Annotated in this window: 20 protein-coding genes; 12 read left to right on the forward strand and 8 right to left on the reverse strand. The window is 65.7% G+C overall.

The window, feature by feature from the left end:
- The first annotated feature begins 38 nt into the window (after nt 1-38).
- Complete coding sequence (dgt, locus tag DEIPR_RS01775; protein WP_013614115.1) at nt 39-1,178, forward strand: dGTP triphosphohydrolase; 1,140 nt, start codon at nt 39-41, stop codon at nt 1,176-1,178.
- On the forward strand, nt 1,166-1,462 hold the full coding sequence (locus tag DEIPR_RS01780; protein ID WP_013614116.1) for a hypothetical protein: 297 nt from the start codon (nt 1,166-1,168) through the stop codon (nt 1,460-1,462). Before dgt ends, DEIPR_RS01780 begins: the two co-directional genes overlap by 13 nt.
- 155 nt (nt 1,463-1,617) lie before the next feature.
- On the opposite strand, the gene DEIPR_RS01785 is transcribed toward DEIPR_RS01780, so the two are convergent.
- From DEIPR_RS01785 to DEIPR_RS14710, 4 genes are all read right to left on the reverse strand, one after another.
- Nucleotides 1,618-2,463 (reverse strand): ion transporter, encoded by an 846-nt coding sequence (locus DEIPR_RS01785; RefSeq protein ID WP_013614117.1) that lies wholly within the window; start codon nt 2,461-2,463, stop codon nt 1,618-1,620.
- A 54-nt stretch (nt 2,464-2,517) separates the two neighbouring features.
- Nucleotides 2,518-4,737, reverse strand: coding sequence for a DUF4132 domain-containing protein (locus tag DEIPR_RS01790; protein ID WP_049775037.1), 2,220 nt, complete (start codon nt 4,735-4,737; stop codon nt 2,518-2,520).
- 772 nt (nt 4,738-5,509) lie between these two features.
- Nucleotides 5,510-5,914 (reverse strand): hypothetical protein, encoded by a 405-nt coding sequence (locus DEIPR_RS01795; protein ID WP_013614119.1) that lies wholly within the window; start codon nt 5,912-5,914, stop codon nt 5,510-5,512.
- A 280-nt stretch (nt 5,915-6,194) separates the two neighbouring features.
- Complete coding sequence (locus DEIPR_RS14710) at nt 6,195-6,329, reverse strand: hypothetical protein (protein WP_013614121.1); 135 nt, start codon at nt 6,327-6,329, stop codon at nt 6,195-6,197.
- 73 nt (nt 6,330-6,402) lie between these two features.
- Here DEIPR_RS14710 and DEIPR_RS01800 point away from each other — a divergent pair, with 73 nt between their 5' ends.
- Complete coding sequence (locus tag DEIPR_RS01800; protein WP_013614122.1) at nt 6,403-7,188, forward strand: IS982 family transposase; 786 nt, start codon at nt 6,403-6,405, stop codon at nt 7,186-7,188.
- A 10-nt stretch (nt 7,189-7,198) separates the two neighbouring features.
- On the opposite strand, the gene DEIPR_RS01805 is transcribed toward DEIPR_RS01800, so the two are convergent.
- The 3 genes from DEIPR_RS01805 to DEIPR_RS01815 form a co-directional block, all read right to left on the reverse strand.
- Nucleotides 7,199-7,588, reverse strand: coding sequence for a hypothetical protein (locus DEIPR_RS01805; RefSeq protein WP_013614123.1), 390 nt, complete (start codon nt 7,586-7,588; stop codon nt 7,199-7,201).
- Nucleotides 7,589-7,748: 160 nt separating this feature from the next.
- Entirely contained in the window at nt 7,749-8,591 is an 843-nt protein-coding gene (locus DEIPR_RS01810) for a DUF4384 domain-containing protein (RefSeq protein ID WP_013614124.1), read from the reverse strand.
- Between the two features lie 103 nt (nt 8,592-8,694).
- Nucleotides 8,695-9,744 (reverse strand): CAP domain-containing protein, encoded by a 1,050-nt coding sequence (locus tag DEIPR_RS01815; RefSeq protein WP_013614125.1) that lies wholly within the window; start codon nt 9,742-9,744, stop codon nt 8,695-8,697.
- A 146-nt stretch (nt 9,745-9,890) separates the two neighbouring features.
- On the opposite strand from DEIPR_RS01815, the gene DEIPR_RS01820 reads away from it, so the two are divergent.
- Nucleotides 9,891-10,511 (forward strand): DedA family protein, encoded by a 621-nt coding sequence (locus DEIPR_RS01820; protein ID WP_041221893.1) that lies wholly within the window; start codon nt 9,891-9,893, stop codon nt 10,509-10,511.
- A gap of 143 nt (nt 10,512-10,654) precedes the next feature.
- The gene (locus DEIPR_RS01825; protein ID WP_013614127.1) at nt 10,655-11,824 is read left to right on the forward strand and encodes an acyl-CoA dehydrogenase family protein; all 1,170 of its coding nucleotides are present in this window, start codon (nt 10,655-10,657) and stop codon (nt 11,822-11,824) included.
- A 32-nt stretch (nt 11,825-11,856) separates the two neighbouring features.
- Here DEIPR_RS01825 and DEIPR_RS01830 read toward each other — a convergent pair whose 3' ends face one another.
- The gene (locus tag DEIPR_RS01830) at nt 11,857-14,376 is read right to left on the reverse strand and encodes an EAL domain-containing protein (protein ID WP_049775039.1); all 2,520 of its coding nucleotides are present in this window, start codon (nt 14,374-14,376) and stop codon (nt 11,857-11,859) included.
- Between the two features lie 87 nt (nt 14,377-14,463).
- On the opposite strand from DEIPR_RS01830, the gene crcB reads away from it, so the two are divergent.
- The 7 genes from crcB (at nt 14,464) to pheA (ending at nt 19,899) form a co-directional block, all read left to right on the forward strand.
- Nucleotides 14,464-14,835 carry a fluoride efflux transporter CrcB gene (gene crcB, locus DEIPR_RS01835; protein ID WP_013614129.1) on the forward strand — a complete coding sequence of 124 codons (372 nt, stop codon included), beginning with the start codon at nt 14,464-14,466 and terminating at the stop codon, nt 14,833-14,835.
- 91 nt (nt 14,836-14,926) lie between these two features.
- Nucleotides 14,927-15,433 (forward strand): hypothetical protein, encoded by a 507-nt coding sequence (locus tag DEIPR_RS01840; RefSeq protein ID WP_013614130.1) that lies wholly within the window; start codon nt 14,927-14,929, stop codon nt 15,431-15,433.
- 58 nt (nt 15,434-15,491) lie between these two features.
- A complete protein-coding gene (xseA, locus tag DEIPR_RS01845) occupies nt 15,492-16,700 on the forward strand; it encodes an exodeoxyribonuclease VII large subunit (protein WP_013614131.1) in 1,209 nt (402 codons plus the stop codon).
- A 17-nt stretch (nt 16,701-16,717) separates the two neighbouring features.
- Nucleotides 16,718-17,146, forward strand: a complete 429-nt coding sequence (locus DEIPR_RS01850) for a GNAT family N-acetyltransferase (RefSeq protein WP_013614132.1) — start codon at nt 16,718-16,720, stop codon at nt 17,144-17,146.
- Nucleotides 17,147-17,179: 33 nt separating this feature from the next.
- Nucleotides 17,180-17,632 (forward strand): GNAT family N-acetyltransferase, encoded by a 453-nt coding sequence (locus DEIPR_RS01855; RefSeq protein ID WP_013614133.1) that lies wholly within the window; start codon nt 17,180-17,182, stop codon nt 17,630-17,632.
- Nucleotides 17,629-18,750, forward strand: coding sequence for a bifunctional chorismate mutase/prephenate dehydrogenase (tyrA, locus tag DEIPR_RS01860; protein WP_013614134.1), 1,122 nt, complete (start codon nt 17,629-17,631; stop codon nt 18,748-18,750). Before DEIPR_RS01855 ends, tyrA begins: the two co-directional genes overlap by 4 nt.
- A 27-nt stretch (nt 18,751-18,777) precedes the next feature.
- Complete coding sequence (gene pheA, locus DEIPR_RS01865) at nt 18,778-19,899, forward strand: prephenate dehydratase (RefSeq protein WP_013614135.1); 1,122 nt, start codon at nt 18,778-18,780, stop codon at nt 19,897-19,899.
- The last annotated feature ends 57 nt before the right edge of the window (nt 19,900-19,956 follow it).

Below are 19,956 nucleotides of genomic sequence, written 5' to 3' on the forward strand. Positions count from 1 at the left end.
GCGGGGGGGCCGGGGGGGCCTCTGCCATACTTGAGCTCATGCTGACCCGCGCTGACCTTGAAGCCCGTGAAGCGGCCACGCTCGCCCCTTACGCTGCGCTGAGCCGCGACTCCGGTGGGCGTGAGTACGCGGAACCCGAGAGCGAATCGCGCACCGCGTTTCAAAAGGACCGTGACCGGGTGCTGCACACCGGGGCGTTCCGGCGGCTGGAACACAAGACCCAGGTGTTTCTCAACGTGCGCGGCGACCACTACCGCACGCGGCTGACCCACACGCTGGAAGTGCAGCAGGTGGCCCGCTCGGCGGCGCTGCGGCTGGGGCTGAACGAAACCCTGGCCGAAGCGCAGGCCCTGGCCCACGACCTCGGGCACCCGCCCTACGGCCACGCGGGCGAGCGGCTGCTGGACGAGCTGGTGCGTGCCCACGGCGAGCCCAGCGGCTTCGACCACAATCACCAGGCGCGCCGCATCGTGACGCAGCTGGAGGACCGCTACCCCGACTTTCCGGGCCTGAACCTCACCCGCACCGTGCTGGACGGCCTGAACAAACACGAGCGGGCAGGTGCCGGCCAGCCCACCCTGGAAGCGCAACTGGTGGACCTGGCCGACGCACTGGCCTACACCGCGCACGACCTGGAAGACGGGCTGCGAAGTGGTCTGCTGCAAGAAGGCGAGCTGCAGGAGCTGCGGCTGTGGCGCGAGATGGTGGACCGCAGTGGGCTAGGCGGCGCAGCGCTGGGCAAGCGCGAACGCCGCACGCTGCACCGTGAGTTGCTGGGCTTCCTGATTGGCGACCTGACGCGGGCGAGTGCCGAGGCCGTGGCCCGCAGCGGCGTGAGCAGCGTGGCCGACGTGCGGGCGCAGGAGGCTTACCTGATGGGCCACAGCCGCGAGGTGGCGGCGCTGCTGGGCGAAACGCGGCAGTTTCTGTATGGGCGGCTGTACCGTCACTGGCGGGTAGAGATGCAGGTGGCACAGGCCGAGCAGATTCTCACCACGCTGTTCGGGGCGTACCTGGCGCGCCCGCAGATGCTGCCGCCCGCCTACGCGGCCCGGTTGAAGGTGGCCGGCGAGGTGCGCACCGTGTGCGACTTTATCGCTGGCATGACCGACCGCTACGCCCTCGACATCTACGAGGAACTGACGCGGCCCGGGCTGGGGTTGGAATGGACGCGGTAAATGAGCTGGCCTTTTGGCTGGTGTGGATGGGTGCGGCCACCACCCTAGGCCGACTGCACGGGCCACATGCAGGCTCCAACTGGTTCGCGGGGGCCGCCGCTTTCGGCTTCCTGAGCGCTGCGCTGCTGTGGTTCATCAGTGACCGTTATCTGGTGCCAGCCCACCTCGTGACTTGGTTTTTCCCGGCGCTGCTCTACTGGGTGTTGTTGGCCTGCGGCGAACGCCTGCGCCGCGCCCCTGGTCAGCGTGGGCGGCAGCTGTGCTCTTCGCATTGCCGCTGCTGATGCTGCTGATGGCCTTGGTGTGGATGGTTCTGCGCCGGTAGCGTAGTCCGGGTAGCGTAGGCACAGACATCAGCCAGATGGCCTAAGGTGATGATGTGGGCACTTCACTGCTGCTCTGGCTGGTGGGGAGCATGGGTCTCGCCTTGCCTGCCCAGCTAACTGTTCGGCAGGTTCTCGCCGCAGCGCTTGCAGTAGTGCGCGTCGGCCTCGTGCTTGCTCAGGCCACACTGCGGGCAGTGGCGACCTTTGCGGGCTGCGCTGGCTTCCGTGAGGCCCACCGTCACGATGCCCGTGGGCACGGCAATAATCGCGTAACCCAGCAGCATCGCCAACGTCGCCAGAAACTTGCCCAGGCCCGTCTTGGGGGAAATGTCGCCGTAGCCCACCGTGGTCACCGTCACCACCGCCCAGTAGATGCTGGTGGGGATAGAGGTAAAGCCGTTCTGCGGCCCTTCAATCATGTAGAGCAGCGTGCCGAACACGATGACCAGCGTCAGCACCGAGATAAAAAAGACGGTGATGCGCTCGCGGCTGGCTGTCAGGGCCTCGCCTAGGAGTGAGGCCTGGTCGGTGTAGCGGGCCAGCTTGAACACCCGGAACACCCGCAGCAGCCGCAGCGCCCGGATGACCAGCAGGTACTGGCTGCCGGGGAAAAACAGGCTCAGGTACGACGGCAAAATGGTCAGCAGGTCCACGGCGCCGTAAAAGCTGCGGGCATAGTGCAGAGGCCGCCGCGCCCCCACCAAGCGTCCGATGTAGTCCAGCGTGAAGATGACCGTAAAGCCCCACTCGGCCCAGCGCAGCAGCATTTTCCACTCGGGGCCAAGGCTGGTGACACTCTCGGCCATCACCGCCAACACCGAGGCGATAATCATGAAAATAACTATCTTGTCGTACAGCCGCGCCAGCGGACTGCCCATGCCGAAAATGACATTGCCCAGCTCCCTGCGCCATTTCGGGCGGCGGTCCAGCTGCGGTGTGGGGGAAGAAGGGGCGGGCATGAGGGGTTCAGTGTAGAGCAGGTGGCTGGTGGCAGGGTCTGAAGGCAGACTTCGCTAGCGCCTCAGCTGCCCCAGAATCACCGGGTCGGTAATCTCCGTGTCGGCAGCCAGCAAGAACGCCTTGCTCAGAATCAGACTCAGCACGCGGTCACCATCAAAGTTCATGTCGGGGCCGCTCGCGCCTTTGCTGTCAGGGATGATGCAGAGGTACTGGTCGTTCGGCTCCATCAGGATATTGCTGCTGCCAAGGTGGATTTTGTAGGTGCGGCGGTCTCCCCGTACTTTCAGGAAGCGCCCGTCCAACGTCAGGCGGTCTTTGATTTTCAGGCGCGGGATGAGGCGAGCCAGATACTCCGCCCGCGTCTTGGCAGTTTCGGACAACTCGCCGAAGCTGTAGCCCTGCCAGTAATCGCGGAAGCGTCCCTGCGGCCCGCCGTCTTGCCAGGTCGGGTCGTTGCCCACGCTCGCCACACCGACGAACAAATCCACGTCGCGCATGATTTCGGACAGCACCAGCGGCGGCACTTGCTCCAGCGGCAAGGGGTTCACAGGCGCGGCTCCGTTCGGCAGCCACATTTCATAGCCACCGCCGCCCGCGTGGGCCGAGTTTTCGGGCGCGTCTATCGGGTAAAAGCGCAGTTGGTCGGTGCGGACGCGCAGGTAAGAGCCGCTTTCGGTGGTGTCGGTGCCGTAGCTGTCGCCCACGCCTTCAATCCAGTATTCGGCCCGCAGCCCGTATTCGGGCAGGTCGCGGGTGGCGGGCGGGTAAGAGTCGTCCACCATCAGCCGCAGCCGGTTGCGCCAGCCGCGCAGGGCGGCGAGTTGGTTGAACTGGTGCTGCTTGAGGACATGGCCCGCGAAACGGTTGGAATACGTCTCCGTGCGGCGCTCGGCATCGGTCAGCAGGTACACTTCGCGCCACGCTTGCTTGAACGGTTGGCGGATGTTCAACTCTTCCAGACGGTCACGCCATGCAAGCACATCGTCTACGGGTTCGCCCAGCGGATGCCAGAGGCTGATTTCGGAGTCTGGAACAACCCCCTCCCCGTTGCTGCGCAACGCCCCTCCCCCGCAAGGGGAGAGGGGTAAAAGATGGCCCTCATGCCACAGCGCGGGCACGCCGTCGATGCGCCAAATGAGCCGCCGCGCCACCGTTCCGGCCAGCGGGTGATTCAGATACCGTTCCTGCCACACGTCGCCGCGCCACGTTTTGCCCGAAATCATTAGGCTGTCCAGCCGCTGCGAAAGCGCCGCCACCGCTTTTTCGGCTTCCTTTTGCGCGGCTTTGAGTTCTTTCAGGTCATCGGCAAAGTCTTTTTTGACACTGGCGGGCACGGACTTGAGGGGCTTACCGCCTTTGCTGAAGGTCAGTTTTGCGCCCGACGCATCTACCGTCAGTCGCACTTCCACGTCGCCCCACTGCTCAAGGCGTTCGCCCACGCTCCCCATCCCCAGGGTCGGCACGCCCAGTTCCAGCAGGTCTTCGGGCGAGGTGTTCAGGCGCTCAGCAACGGCATTCAGGCCCTTTTGCACTTCCTTGAGGGTGCCTTTGAAGGTCACGGTGCTGCTCAGGCGGGCGAGTGCCGACAGCGCCGCGTCCGACTCCATCTGCGAGAGCGCGTATACCGCCGCATTCGCCACCTTGGGCGCACGGGGGCCTACGCCCGCCACCTTTTTCAGCGCCGAGTCCACCACGCCCGCTACGGCACGGGCCAAAGCCGCGTCCGCCCCCGCCAGCGGCGCGAGCCACAGCAGCCCTTTGAGGCTCTGGGCGTTGAACTCGTCTATCAGCAGGTTGGGGTTGCCCGTGTAATGGCTGTCTTCGCGCAGGGGAAAGGTACGCGGGCGGCTCAGCAGCGGCAAAGCTTCGCTCAGCACGCGGCGGAAGGTCTCCGCGCCCACCGCGTCCAGATGTTTCTGACCCTCTTTGAGCCACTTGGCCGACGGCTTGCCCGCTATCGCCGTGCGTGCGTAGGCCACGAGCGCGGGCCAGGGCTGGCGCTCAGCGGCAGGAAGCGCGTCCAGGCGGGCGAGGAAAGCATCTGACCACGCCTCGCCGGGGTTGAGTTCGGGGGTGAGGATGTCGGCGGCCCACTTGTAAGCGGCAGCGTCTGTATAGCCCGCGTTAATCTGCGTAGCGCGGCGAGCAGCTGCAAGGAGATGATTCTTGCAAGGCAGTCCCGCTTCATAGGCTTCTTCAATCAGCTTCGGAGTCTTTTGCCCGTATCCACCGTAAGGACTGAGAAAAGCAATAGGCGCAACCTGTTTTTCCAAAAAGAGTTGCTTGGCTTCATCATCTAATTCGCCCGCCAAAGCCACACTAAAAGCGTCACCAAAGGAACTTTTCCACGGGCCAGTTAAACCGTCAGCGGTTACAGCGTCTTTGTACCGATATTTTTCATCAAGTGTAATCAGTTGCTTTAAGACTTCGGAATGTCCGCCTTCTGGGATTTTCGGCAATCGCTTGGAAGCATGCCAGTCGCGTTCATTCTTAATTAGACTAAGAAAATATTCAATCCAAGCGTTGGCACCGTTTTCCATACTCCTCTCGAAGATCTTCTCGATCTTTTCTATTTCTTCTATTTTAATTGAAATTTGGCAACACAAATCTTCTATCTGCCTTTTATTCATCATATGGCGATTACTTATGAAACCTTCTAGTAATCGCAGATGGAATCTAGCTTCGTCCGCATTTAACTTGAGAATATCTCTTTCAGCTGTGCTTCCCTCAAGAGGACTACTTGCCTGATGAACCCAAATCATAACGCGATATCGGGCCATCAGTTCTAAATTCATCTCATGCCTGACGGCTCTAAGTATGTCGCACGACTTCTCAAAAATTTGCAGAAAAATCCAATGCTCGGATAAATCCAGTTCTCCATTCCATGCGCTTCCTGTAATTATTTCAAGAACTTGCTCATGCTTCTCGGCAGACAAAGGATGAAGTAGTTTTCTGGCTTGCGTTACGGCCTGTTCCCGTTGCTTAATAATTTGCCGAAGTCGTGCAGCATACGCTTCAGGGCTTTTGTCGCTCATGTCGGTCATGTCAACCTCCCACCAGTGGCACCAGTTTCAAAAACGTCACCTCTAGCGGCTGCCCCAGCCGCAGCGTGACCATCTGCTCCAAGTCGTCGGCCTGCTCGTCGCCAATCAGCACAATCAGGCCGTTTCGTGCGAAGGCTTCGGCGGCGCGGGCGTACTGCTTTTCCCAGTCTAGGCGGGGGCCTTTGCCGACCTGCTCGCCATTCAGCACGACTTCGGCGGCTTCGGGCGTGACCAGTCCGCGAAAAGCTTGCTGCTGCCCCGCGTTGTATTCGGTGCATTCCTCGTACACGCGGCGGCGGATGAGTTCGCGCACAGTGACGGTTTCTTCCTCAAAATCCAGCCTCAGCGCGGGCGTCGGTGTGGGGCGGGCGGTGGTTTCGTCCAGCACTTGTACGGCATAGGTCATTTTTTTACCTCTTGTTATGTTTATAGCATATCAAGAGTGCTTAGGGTAACTTTTCGCTGTAGAGCCACAGAGCTTCTGAAGTTGAACAGCGCCAGCCAAGGCGGGGCCGCCATACAACTTGCAGGCCAGCGCCACGCCTGCTACCAGCAGGGCGGTCAGGACGTGATAGATGCGACCGTCGGGGTCGGACATTATGGGGCCGTTCCTGCCCATTAAGGGGACACAACAAACCCCCGCATATATGGCGGGGGCAATGCTCAGACACAGCACTTTAGGCGAATTACTCGCAGTTGTTCACAGCGCGGAACGCTTCAGCCACGCCTTTGACAGGGAAGGTGTAGCCCACCACGCTGCTGCCCGTGCGGTTCACACGGATGGTCACACTTTTCTGCGCCGTCAGGAAATAGTGCGACACATTCGCGTGGATGTCTACTGACCGCGAATAGGGGTTGACAGTGGGGCACCAAAAATGCGAAAGGGACGGTGTTATGGGCCGTCCCGATCTTACTTTACTTCCCATCCACGAAGCACTCCAAGTCCTCAGCCAGTGGGTTAAGCCTCACATCCCTGCCAAGTTGCTTCACAAGCACGAGAAAATTAGCGACGCTGACCTCATCGGTATCGCCATTCTGCAAATGCTTCACAAGCAACCCTATTTCAGCCGTTGGTGGCACTTTCTCACAGTCAATCACTTCCCAGACCTACCTTCCGAGACCCAGGCCAGAATCCGTCTGAAACGGCTTCTACCCGTCATCGAACACCTGAGCCACGAAGTCCAGAGCCTGGACTTCGTGGCGGTTGACTCCGAGCCGCTTCCCGTCTGTACGTTCAAACGTGCACCACGGTGCAAGTTTAGGGGAGCGCGGCACGGTTTCAGTACCGCTGGACCGGTCTTCGGTTTCAAGCTGCACGCCTGGTGTGGGTTGAACGGTGAAATTGTGGCCTACAACATCCGTGCAGCGAATGAGCATGACTACAGCGTCCTGTGTGAGATGAACCGGAAGTGGCCCGCTTATGGCGGGCCACAGCAGATTGGAGATAAGGGCTATCAGTCGCTGACCACCATCACACCCCCCAAAGTCAATGCACGGAGACCAAGTCCACGTTGGCGAGAAGAATTCGGGGCGGCCAGGAAGTGTATCGAATCGGCATTCTCGGTTCTGGTCGGTGCTGGATTACGTTGGGGACAGGTCAAAACGATGGCAAGCTTGAAACTCAAGGTCGCACTCCACGTCCTAGCGCACAACCTGAAATACAGAGACCTCATCACCTGACTCGGTTTTGTCAACCCCTATTCGCGGTTACTGAACTCCGCTTGCCCGTCTGGGCATCCAGGCGCAGACCGCCGTTCAGTGGCTTAAAGGCTCCAGCATCTATACGGTAACTCAGGCCGCCAATCGTACCGTCATTGACCTCTTTGGCTGTACCGAGCGTGACATTGGTATAGAGGCGGTCGAAGTACTCGCCGCACATGAACGCCAGATAGGTTTTGCCGCTCGGCTCGTTGCTGGCATCCACAAAAATCATGCTGGTGTTGATTTTGCGGCCTTCGCTATCGGTTCTAGAAGACACCTTATAGCTCACTGTGGTTCCGGGAATCCGGGTGTTGGCCAGGGCGACAGAACCAGACAGCAATCCAGCCAGAGCCAGGGCAATAGCTTTGAACTTTTTCATACTCACATCGTAAGTCCGTTGCCTGGCCTTGGCAGTCCTAAAACTGGTACAAGGTTTATAAGAAACTTCACTAGTTCCTGACAAGCAGCCGACAACCCCCGCACGTTTGGCGGGGGAGTTGGGAGAGGGCAGGTTTACTGAGTGAACTTACTGAGTGAATTTATTGGGCGAACTTGACGCTGAAGCTGGTGCCGCTCTGCTCAATCAAGATGCTGGCGGTGCGGCCGTTGCGGACAAAAGTGGAGTAGATGCGGTTACCATTGCGGCTGGTGCTGCGCAGCTGGAAGCCCTGGTTGCCCAGGTAGCTCACGTACTGGGCGTGAACGTTGTCCAGGGTGGTGTTCAGGCGGAAGGTGCTGCGCCACACGGCCAGGTTGAAGTTGGGGCGCGGAGCGCTGGTCACAGGAGCCGGGGCCGGAGCCTGGGTGCCGCGGGCCACGTTGTAGAAGGCGGTGTCGCTGACCCAGTTGGTCTGCTGGATGGGGTTCACCACGATGCTCAGTGCCTGGGCCAGACCCTGCTGACCGCTCACGTTCACGGTGGCAAAGGCGTTCTGGCTCTGGAAGTTGGCAATCTGGTTCACGTTCAGCTTCTCGCGGCTGGCCAGGGCCAGCACCTTGTTCACGCCGTAAGGCGCGGCAATGTCAAAGGTGAAGTTGTCCTGGGCGCTGGGGAACACGCGGGTTTCACCAGCGCGCAGGTAGTTGCCGCCCGACTGCAGGTTGTTGGGCAGAATCAGGTCCACCTTGCCGCTGGGGTCCACGTTGAACAGGTAGATGTAGGCGTTCTCGTTGGTTTTGGTGAACAGGCGGATCTTGTCGCCCACGTAGTAGTTGGGGGTGCGGGTGCCGCTGGTGTCGCGGTCGGTCCAGACCTGCACGCTCAGCGGGGTCTGCACCGGGTTCACGATGATGCTCTGGGCACTGATCTGGGGAGCAGCGTCAGCAGCGGAGAAAGCAGCGGCGCCAAGTGCGGCGGTCAGGACAGTCAAGGTTTTTTTCATGGCCCAAGTCTGCACCCGGCGGGTGATGTTCAGCTGATGACCGGAGCCGGAAACTTAGGTTGTTTTCTCACCTTTCGTCAGCTTGGCAGCGGGGCCTGGGGGCTCAGGGCTGCGGCCGGCCGAACACCTGCACCCAGTAGTGTACGTAGTCGCTGCCGGGCACCTGTACGTAGCTCAGGCCGGTCTGGGTGTAGTCGCCCATCAGCGCGGCGCAGTGACCGGGGCTGTCCAGCCAGCCGGCCACAGCTTCGGCGGGGGTGGGCTGCCCGGCGGCGATGTTCTCGGCGGTGCTGGCGTTCGGGTAGCCGGCTGCCTGGATGCGCTGCGCGGGTGTGCTGCCGTCGAGCCGGCTGGTATGGTCCACGAAGCCGGCGGTGGGCATGGCCAGCGCGTGGGCCAGCGCGGCACGGTCAAGCGCCGGCATGCGCGTGAGCGGCGGGCGGGCCACGCCGTCGGTGCGGCCGGTGGCGCAGTTGTAGCGACTTTGCCGCAGCAGGTTCACGGCGCGCAGCACCTGGTCTTCGTAAGTGGGCGACGAGCGCAGTTCGCCGGCAGGAATCTGAAAGCGCAGCGAACGGCTCAGCGTACCGGCCCCCGCCGCAATCTGGACGCTGGCGGTGTGGGTACCGGCCTGCAGGCTGGCTGTGGGCCCACCAAGCTGCTGGCCGTCCAGCGTGAAGCGGGACTGATAGGGGACGTACACCACGCTGCCCACGTCGCTCAGGGTGACGGTGCCCCGGCCCAGCAGCAGGACCAGGCCAGCTTTTTCGGCCCCCTGCGACTTCACTTCGACCGTCATCTGGCTGCGGCCCACCTCGCGCCCTTCCCGGCTAAGAATCACCTGCGCCGCGTAGCGTCCGGGGCGGTAGTAGGTGTGGCTCACCTGTGGTCCCTGCGCCGCCTGACCGTCCCCGAAGTCCCAGCGCACTGCCACGTCGCCCGGCACCCGCGCCGCGAAATCCACCCGCAGCGGAGCCAGCCGCCGGCTATCGGTCTGGGCGGTCACCTGAAATTGTCCGCCCTGCACTGGTCCACTCTTTGTTGGCCCGCCCTGTGCTGCGGCGGGGGCCGGCACCAGGCTGAGCAGGGCGGTGGTCAGCAGGGCGGCAGCCCCCCGGAACACAAACGGCAGCTGTAAAGGACGCAGGCGCATGGGCGGCAGTGTAGAGGAGCAGCTGGCACAGGAGTGTTGCAGGCGCAGTGGCCGGAGCTGGCTGCGGTGGGGGGAAGCAGGGCGCCGCCCTCACTCAACCTTTAGGGGGGTGCGCCCGCCCCCCTGCGCCCGCTAGATTCCAGAGCGTGATTGAGTGGATGCAAAACCTGATGGATTCGATGGGTTACCTCGGCATTTTCCTGCTGATGGTTCTGGAGAATATCTTTCCGCCCATCCCCAGCGAGCTGATTATGCCCTCGGCAGGTTTTGCAGCTTCGCCCCAGCGCGGCGACCTGAACATTTTCCTGGTGGTCTTGGTCGGCGCCCTGGGGAGTGTGATCGGTACGCTGCCGCTGTACTACGTGGGTAAGGTGTTCGGTCTGGAGCGCAGCAAACAGTGGGCCGACCGCTACGGCAAGTGGCTGACCGTCAGCGGCGAGGACCTGCAGAAAGCCAGCGACTGGTTCGAGCGCCACGGGACCAGCGCGGTGCTGTTCGGGCGGATGGTGCCGGGCGTGCGTAGCCTGCTGTCCTTGCCCGCTGGCGTGAGCGAGATGGGCCTGCCTCAGTTTCTGCTGTATTCGTTTATCGGCTCGGGGCTGTGGGCCGGGTTGCTGGCGGCTGCAGGCTACTTTCTGGGCGAAAACTACGACCGGGTGGAGCAGTACGTGGGCCCGGCATCCAAAATTATCCTGGGCCTGCTGCTGGTTGGGTTCATCTGGTGGGTGCTCAAGCGCCGCAGCGCCGGCAAGGGCACGCGGAGCTGACCTTCTGCTGGGGGGGCAGGGTATGGGCGGTGCTGTGGGCGGGAGGCCGAGTCTTCCCGCCCACGCCTGTATCTCTGCCTGTAGCCAACCTGCTCTAATAGGGGCATTCCACAGTTGCATTTCCCATGCCTACAGGAGGCCCTATGTTCGACCAGTTTGCCGTAATGGACCTGCTCGCCCCCGAGGAGCGCCAGGCCCGCGCCAGTGCCCGCCAGTACGCCGAAAAAGCCCTGATGCCCCATATCGCCGGGTGGTGGGACGCCGGCGAATTGCCGGTGCGCGAGGTGATGCGCGGCTTGGGAGCCCAAGGGTTTCTGGGCCCCATGACTCCGCCCGAGTACGGCGGCAGCGGGGCAAGTTCCAACCTGTACGGTGCCCTGATGTATGAGCTGGACCGGGTAGACAGCGGCATCCGCAGCGCGGCCAGCGTGCAGGGCAGCCTGGTGATGTACCCCATTCATGCCTACGGCAGCGAGGAGCAGCGGGCACAGTACCTGCCGGGGCTGGCCAGCGGCGAACTGATTGGCTGCTTCGGGCTGACCGAGGAAAGCGGCGGCTCCGACCCCGGCGCCATGCGGACCCGCGCCCGCCGCGACGGCGACGACTGGGTGCTGGACGGCACCAAAATGTGGATCACCAACTCGCCGCTGGCCGACCTGGCGCTGGTGTGGGCGCGGGTGGAAGAAGGCGGCGAGGACACGGTGCGCGGCTTTATCGTGCCGACCGATACGCCCGGCTACAGCGCTCCCATCATCCGGCGCAAGATGAGCATGCGGGCCAGCGTGACCGGCGAAATCGTGCTGGACAGCTGCCGGGTGCCCGCCGGCGCCATGCTGCCCGGCGTGCGTGGGCTGAAAGGGCCGCTCTCGTGCCTGACCGGCGCCCGCTTCGGCATCGGCTGGGGGGCGATGGGCGCCCTGGAACTGATGCTGACCACGGCGCTGGACTACACCGGCAGCCGCGTGACTTTTGGGCAGCCCACCGCCTCACGGCAGCTGGTACAGGACAAACTGGTCAAGATGGCGACCGACCACTCGGCGGGGCTGCTGCTGGCCTGGCGCCTGGGCGTGCTGAAAGACGCCGGGCAGATGGACTACGCGCAGGTGAGCGTGGTCAAGCGCAACAACGTGCGCCGCGCTCTGGAAGGCGCCCGGCTGGCCCGTGAACTGCTGGGCGGCAACGGCATCACCACCGAGTACCCGGTGATTCGCCACCTGCTGAACCTGGAAACGGTAGACACCTACGAGGGCACCCATGACATCCACACCCTGATTGCCGGGCGCGGCCTGACCGGGCAGGGGGCGATGGGATAAAGGAACTGGCGCGGACGGGGAAGGCGGTTAGCTTACGTCCCCTCCTCCTGCGCCTTCCACTGGAGATATTCGGTCATGTCCTCCGTGGAGAGCGGCGGGCTTTCCAGGTAGCCCTGAATCTGAATGGGGCCCCAGCACTCCAGCAGCTCCAGCTGCTCGGGAGTTTCGACCCCTTCGGCCACCACCTGTAGCCCCGACTCGCGCCCGAAGGTAATCAGCGCGTGCATCAGCGGGCGGGTGGAGCGGCGCTGTCCGGTCTGGGCGTGCCCGCAGTTCCCCTGCGGCAAGGGCGCCAGCTGCACGGTGAGCGAGCGGTCTATCTTGAGCATCTGCAGGGGGAGCTGGGCCAGGCTGGACAGGCTGGCGTAGCCGGTGCCCACATCGTCTAGGGCAATGCTCAGCCCGGCCTCCTGCAGTTCCTGAAATGCCCTGAGCTGTCGGATGTCCACAGCGGCGGCTTCGGTCAGCTCCACCACCAGGGCGCTGGGGGGCAGGCCGCATTCGTCCAGTAGGGCCGCAAGCTGCGCGGCCAGGTCCGGCTGGGCCAGCTGCCGCGCCGAGACATTCACGCTGACTTTCAGCTCGGGCCACAGCTGCCGCCACTCGCGCAGCTGCCGCAGTGCCGTGCGGGCCGTCCAGGCGCCCAGCTGCACAATCAGGTGGCTGCGCTCGGCGATAGGAACAAACAGCTGCGGCGGCACTTCGCCCCAGGGGCCGTGCCAGCGCAGCAGCGCTTCGACCATCAGGGGGCGGCGCGTGCGCGAGTCCACCACCGGCTGGTACTGCAGCGAGAACCCGTCGGTGGCCACTGCGCCGTCCGGAGTCAGGACCCCGTGCATGGCCTGCTCCACGGTCAGCTGCTCCAGTGCTTCGGCCCCCAGCGCCGGCTGGTAGGTGCGGTAGCACCCCCGCTCCTGCTTGGCCCGGTACAGTGCCAGATCGGCGTGCTTTTGCAGCGTGGTGACGTCGGTGCCGTGCTGCGGAAACAGCGCAATCCCGATAGACGCACTGATAAACAGCGGATGCCCTCCGGCAATCACGGGAATGGACAGCTGCTCAAGCAGGTGCTGGGCGGCCTGCTCGGCCTGCGCGCTGTTCTGAACCGAGCGCAGCAGCACCGTGAATTCGTCGCCGCCCTGCCGGGCCACCTCGTCGCCCGGCTGCACGCTGCGCCGCAGCCGCCCCGCCACCTCCTGCAGCAGCTGGTCGCCCACCGGATGCCCCAGGGTGTCGTTGATCTGCTTGAAGTGGTCCAGGTCAATAAACAGCACCGCCATGCCCTGCGGGGGGGTGTCCCGGCAGACGGCCTGCAGCTGCCGTTCCAGCGCGGGGCGGTTGAGCAGGCCCGTCAGCGCGTCGTGCGTAGCGCGGTAGGCCAGCTCAGCCTGCGCGGCCTGCAAGGTCTCGTTCATGGCGGCCAGCTGCTCGTTGCGCACCTGCTGTTCGGCGGCGCGGAACTCCAGCCGGTCAATCTGCAGCTGCGTGGCCAGCACCCGCGTCCGTTCCTGCGAGATGGTTTCCAGCAATTCCCTTTGCAGCTCGTGGTACTGCCGCATGGCGGCCAGGGCCCCGGCAGTGTCGCCCAGTTCTTCCAGAATGCGTGCCAGCTCGCGGTTGCCTTCCCGCAGGTGCTGGGGAGAAGGAAGTGTCTGCGCCAGCTTGAGCGCTGCGCGCAGCTCGGCCACGGCTTCTTCCTGCCGCCCCAGACGGCTGAGCGCCGCGGCGCGGACGATTCTCACGTCGCACTCGCTCTCCTGCAGGCCCAGCTGCCCCACAGTGACCAGGACCTGCTCGCAGGCGGCCAGTGCTTCGCTGTAGCGGCCCAGCGCCTGCAGATTGGAGGCCACGTTGCCCCGCAAAGTCGTTGCGAATTGTCCCATGGACAGGCCGTCTATCTTGGCCAGCGAATCCTGGTTGATCTGGAGCGCCAGTCCAGGGTCCCCGCTGACCTCGTGGTTGACCGCCATGTTGATAGATGCACTGATTTCCAGCGGCAGGTGCCCGATGGCGCGGGCCGTTTCGCAGGCGTCGCGGTGGTATTTCAGCGCCTGTCCGTGGTCGCGCAGGCACATGTACAGGTAGCCGATGTTGTTCAGCGTGCGGGCCTCGCCCTCCGCGTCGCGCAGCTCCTGTACCAGCCGCAGGCTTTCCAGCTGGTACTGCAGGGCGTCGCCATACTGGCTGGTCTGCGCACAGTTGGCGCCCAGCGTTGCCAGGGCGCGGGCCAGCAGCCGGCTCGCCCGCACCTGCTCGGCCAGCTGCCGCCCGCGTTGCAGCAGCGGCTGGGCGGCCTGGCAGTCGCCTAGCAGGAACCGGGCCTGGCCGCTTTGGATGCTGGCCAGAGCCATCTGCTCGCGGTTGCCGGCGCGCTCGGCGGCCTGGTAGGCCTGCTCGGCCAGTTCGCAGGCACGGGCCGGGTCGTCTGCCAGGACTTGTTCGGCCTGGGCCGTCAGGTCGCGGGCCAGGTCGGGCGGCCGTTCAGGCTGTGCCACTGGCAGCGAAGTCTCCTGCCGACTCTTGGCCAGCCGGTCAGAAGGGGGCTGCTTACCCATGGCCTGAGTATACTCCGCAAAAAGTAAGTCTCTTCTCTTTTCATCCGCCCGTGGGAAGAGGGTGGTCCGGGCCGCTAGCATGCGGGTATGACCTGGCTTTACATCGCTCTGGGCGGTGCAGCGGGCGCTTCGCTGCGGCACGCAGCCACGCTGCTGCTGGCCCCCCTGACCCTGCGGGCCGGCTGGCCGCTGGGCGTGCTGCTGATCAACCTGCTCGGTTCGCTGCTGCTGGGGCTGCTGCTGGGCCTGGTGGGGCGCGGCGTCCTTCCCGAGGCGGCGCGGCTGGCCCTCGGCACCGGGCTGCTGGGCGGCTTTACCACCTTCAGCACCTTCAGCGTGGACCTGGACCAGCTGCTGGCACGCGGGGCCTACGGCGAGGCGGCGCTTTACCTGGGCTTCAGCGTGGGCGGGGGCGTGCTGGCGGCGGTTGTGGGCCGGTTGCTGGCGCAGCAGCTGTAGGGCGACCTGCGGCACTTCGCCGTAGGTGCAGAGCTTCATTCCCAGGCGCGTGTCATTGGGGCGTGAGGGGAGCAGGGCTAGTCTGCCGGGCATGACCTTGCCCCGACTGCTGCCCCTGCTGCTGCTTCCTGCCCTGGCCGGCGGCGGCAACGTGCCCCTGCCGCCGGTCAGCCTGCCGTCCGTCAGCCTGACCACCCCGGTGCCGCTGACCGCTTCCGGCGTGCGGGTGTTCCAGAACGGAGTGCTGTTTCCTGCGCCGGTCAGCCGCCAGCTGAAGAACTTCGAGCTGCGCGGCACGGCGGCGCTGAATGCCCCCGCTGCAGCCCCCACCGTGTTTGACGTGCTGCTGACCCGTGACCTGCCCGCAGACTGCATGCCCTACGCGGGCTACAGCGCTTGCCTGAGCGGCGGCCAGAGCATCGGCACCGTCAGCTTCGCGGCGGGCGCGGCCCAGGCTCCGGTGCTGCTGCGCGGCGACCTGCTCAATACCCTGGCCTACGAGGGTGCCGGCCACATCGGGCTGCAGGTGCGCGGGGGCCAGCTGCCGGCCGGCACCACCCTGACGCTGAGCGACCTGCAGGCCAGGGCCTACTTCTGAACTCCCGAACCTGACTCCTGGGCCTGCCGGGTTGCTTCTGCGCCCTTACACTGGGAAGATGCCGCCGCGCCGCCCCGCCCGCCGCCAGAGTACTGAAGCCCCGCCGCCCAGCCAGTGGCTGGAGCTGTCCGAGCTGCTGGACTACGTGGGGCAGGTGCTGGGGCGTGGGCTGCCGGGGGCGGTGTGGGTGCGGGCCGAGATTGCCGAGCTGACCGACCGCCGGCACCTGTATCTGGAACTGATTCAGCTGGAAGGTGGGCAGCAGGTCGCCCGCTGCCGCGCCGCGCTGTGGGCCCGCGAGCGCTACGCCCTGGAAGCCAAGTTCCGCCGCGTGACCGGCGGTGGCCTGGGCACTGGCATGAAGGTGCTGCTGTTCTGCACTGCCGAGTTTCATGCGCAGTACGGCTTTTCGCTGCATATTCAGGACATCTCGCCGGAATTCACGCTGGGCGAGGCAGCCGCCCGCCTGAACGCCCAGCGGGAGCAGCTGCAGGCCGAGGGGGTGTATGGGCTGAACCGTGCCCTGCCGCTGCCGGCCGACTATGCCCGCGTGGCTGTCATCGCCCCGGAAGGGGCCGCCGGCCTGGGCGACTTTCACCGCGAGGTGGCCCCGCTGCAGGCGGCAGGCGTGCTGGAGCTGCACTACCTGCGGGCCACCTTCCAGGGCCGTGAAGCGGGCGCCAGCCTGACCCATGCCGTGGCCGAAGCGCTGGCCCTGCACGCCGGGCAGCCGCTGGACGCGCTGGTGGTCATCCGGGGCGGCGGGGCCACCACCGACCTGGCCTGGCTGAACGACCTGGAGTTCGGCCGGGCGCTGGCCCGCTTTCCCGCGCCGGTCATTACCGGGCTGGGGCACGCCCGCGACGACACCCTTCCCGACGAGCTGGCCGCCCTGCGGACCGATACGCCCAGCAAAGCGGCCGCCCACATCGTGCGCACCGTGGTGGGGGCAGCGGCCCAGGCTCAGGCCGACTGGCAGGCCATCCGCCGTGCCGGCGCCGAGGAGGCGGCGGGTGCGGACGCGGGCGTGCGCTGGCTGCGGGACCGGCTGCGGGCGGCGGCGCAGCGTCAGCTGACAGGGGCGGAGCGCGACGTGACGGCCTTGATGCGCTCGGCTGTCGGCCTGTCGCCTGAGCGCACGCTGGGACGCGGCTACGCGGTGGTGCGCGGCGGCGGCAGGGTGGTCACCCACGCCGCCGAGCTGCGGGCCGGCGAACAGGTCACGCTGCAGTTCGCAGACGGCGAGGTCAGGGCCGAGATTCGGTGAGCTGGTCCGTTCGGCCTGTGACCCGGGCGGATGCCCACACGGTGGCCCGGCACCGCCTGCCGGATGTGCCGCCGGACCACGCAGCTGTGCAGACCTACGCCGAGTGGTTGCCTGGCGCACTGGAGCGGGAAATTTATTTCGGTTGGCTGGCCGAAACTGCGCATGGCGTCATCGGCGGTGCGGGCCTGACCCTGCTTGAATGGGGGCCGACCAGGGAAGACCCGCAGCCCTGGCGCGGACGGGTGGTCAATGTCTGGACCCATCCCCGTTGGCGGCGGCAGGGCGTGGCGCGGCAGCTGGTCATGCACGCTCTGGCAGCGGCGGCGGCGCGGGGAGTGCAGGTGCTGAGCCTGAGCACCACGTCAGCAGGCCGCCCACTCTACGGGTCGCTGGGCTTTGGGACCGCCAGCGCCGAGATGGTGCGCCGCGGCCCCCGCCAGGGGTAGGCCACGGGCGGGAGCTGGGCGCTACACTGGCCCATGCTGCACCTTCGTCACGCGACCCTGGACGACCTGGACACACTGAGCGAACTGTTTGACGAGTACCGGGTCTGGTACGGTCAGCCCTCCGACCCGGCCGGAGCACGGGACTTTCTGCGTGAGCGGCGGCTGCTGGGCGAATCGGTTGTGCTGCTGGCACTGGTGGGCGACCGGCCCGCCGGCTTCACGCAGCTTTACCGCTCCTTTTCCAGCGTGCGGATGCGGCGACTGTGGATTCTGAACGACCTCTTTGTGCGTGCCGGTTTCCGGGGGCAGCGGGTGGGCGTAGCCCTGCTGGACGCCGCCCGTGACCTGGCGGTGCAGAGCGGAGCCGCAGGAGTGGTCCTGGAAACGGCGGGCGACAACCTGGCCGCCCAGCGCCTGTATGACCGCTACGGCTTTCAGCGCAGCAGCGGCGTGCACTACCTGCTGAGGGTGGGAGGGGAAAGGTGACCCCGCCCGAGCTGGCCGCCCTGCGGGAGCAGATTGATGCGAATGACCGCGAGCTGCTGCAGCTGCTGCGGCAGCGGGTCGAGCTGGCCCGGCAGGTGGGCGACGTGAAGCGGGCGCAGGGCCTGCCCATCTACGTGCCCGAGCGCGAAGCGGCCCTGCTGGACGCCCGCCGCGCCGAGGCTCAGGCGCTGGGCCTGAGCCCTGACCTGGCCGAGGACGTGCTGCGCCGCTGCATGCGCGAAAGTTATGTGCAGGAAACCGGCCACAGCGTTGGTGTGCGCCCCGGCCTGCGGGTGGTGGTGGTGGGCGGCGGCGGGCGGCTGGGGCGACGCTTCGTGCAGGCGTTCCGCGAATCCGGCTACGAGGTGGCTGTGCTGGAGCGCGGCGACTGGGACCGCGCCGCCGAACTGGTGCAAGGGGCCGGGTTGGTGCTGGTCAGCGTGCCTATCCATGACACCGCAGCCGTAATGGCGCAGCTTCCCCCGCTGCCGCCCGGCTGCTTGCTGGCCGACCTCACTTCGGTCAAGGCGGCCCCCATGCAGGCGATGCTGGCCGCGCACAGCGGGCCGGTGCTGGGGCTGCATCCCATGTTCGGCCCGGACGTGCTCACCTTTGCCAAAGAAGTCACCGTGTTCTGCCGGGGACGCGGTGAGCCGGGCGAAGTGGACTGGCTGCTGGAACAGCTGCGGCTGTGGGGCCTGCGCCTGCACGCTGCCCAGCCTGAGGAGCACGACCGCCACATGGGGCTGATTCAGGCCATGCGCCACGCCACCGCCTATGCCTACGGGCTGAACCTCAGCCGCGAGCGTCCGCAGCTGGATGAGCTGCTGGCGCTGTCCAGCCCCATCTACCGCCTGGAGCTGATGATGGTGGGCCGCCTGTTCGCGCAGGACCCCGAGCTGTATTACGACATCATCCAGTCGCAGCGCCAGCACCTGGAACTGATTCGGGACTACCACGCCACCCTGGCCGATGTCATCGGGCTGCTGGAGCGGGACGACCGCGACGCTTTCACGCAGCGTTTCTGCGAAGTGCGCGAGTTCTTCGGGCCGCTGGGGGAGCAGTTCCTGAACGAGAGCCGGGTGATGCTGGCCCAGAGCAAGGACCGGGCCGGCTAAGCGGGGCCGCGGACATTACACTGAGCCATGTCCGACCAGCCTGGCCGCCCTGACCCGACTTCCGAATCCCTGGCCGCCGCTTTGGCCCCGCACCGTGAGCGGATAGACGCCATCGACGCGCAGCTGCTGGACCTGCTCAGCCAGCGGGCCGCCGAGGCGCGGGCCATCGGGACGCTCAAGGGTACGGCCGCCGTGTACCGCCCCGAGCGCGAGGCGCAGGTGCTGGCCCGCATCGCCGCGCTGAATGCCGGACCGCTGCACGAAAATGCCGTGCGCCGCATCTTCCGCGAAATCATGAGCGAGTGCCTGGCGCTCGAACGCCCGCTGACCGTGACCTACCTGGGGCCGCAGGGCACCTTTACCGAGCAGGCCGCCCGCCGCCATTTCGGGGGGGCGGCGCAGCTGGCCTCCTGCGCCACCATCGATGAGGCGCTGCGGGAGGTGGAAGCTCGCCAGGCCGACTACGCGGTGGTGCCGGTGGAAAACAGCAGTGAGGGAGCCGTGAACCGCACCCTGGACCTGCTGCCCGCCACGCCGCTGCGGGCCTGCGGCGAGGTCACGCTGCGTATCCACCACTGCCTGATGTCGCCCGGCGAGGACGCCGCCGCCGTCGCCCGCATCTACGCGCATCCGCAGGCGCTGGCGCAGTGCCACGAGTACCTGACCCGCCACCTGCCGGCCGCCGAGCGCCTGCCGGTCAGTTCCAACGCCGAGGCGGCCCGGCTGGCGGCGCAGTCGGGGCAGGCACATGTGGCTGCGCTGGGGCCGGGCGCGGCGGCCGGTCTGTACGGCCTGAACGTGCTGGAACAGAACATAGAGGACGACCCCAGCAACACCACCCGCTTTCTGGTGCTGGGCCACGCCAGCCCCGGCCCCAGCGGGCAGGACCGCACCACCCTGGTGGTGGCCGCGCCGCAGGCCGAACACGCCGGAGCCATGCACCGGCTGCTGGAGCCGTTCAGCCGCCTGGGCATCTCCATGACCCGGCTGGAAAGCCGCCCGGTGCGTGGGGGGCTATGGCAGTACGTGTTCTTTATCGATATCGAAGGTCATGCCCAGGACCGCGACGTGGCGCAGGCCCTGGCAGAGATGCGGGAGCGGGCCACGTTCCTCAAGGTGGTGGGCAGCTTCCCGCGTGCAGTGAGCTGAAGCTGGAGAGGTCAGCAGGGCGGGAGGGAGAGGCCACTACCTCTCCCTCCCGCTGCT

The organism is Deinococcus proteolyticus MRP (genome assembly GCF_000190555.1).
Taxonomy (GTDB): domain Bacteria; phylum Deinococcota; class Deinococci; order Deinococcales; family Deinococcaceae; genus Deinococcus; species Deinococcus proteolyticus.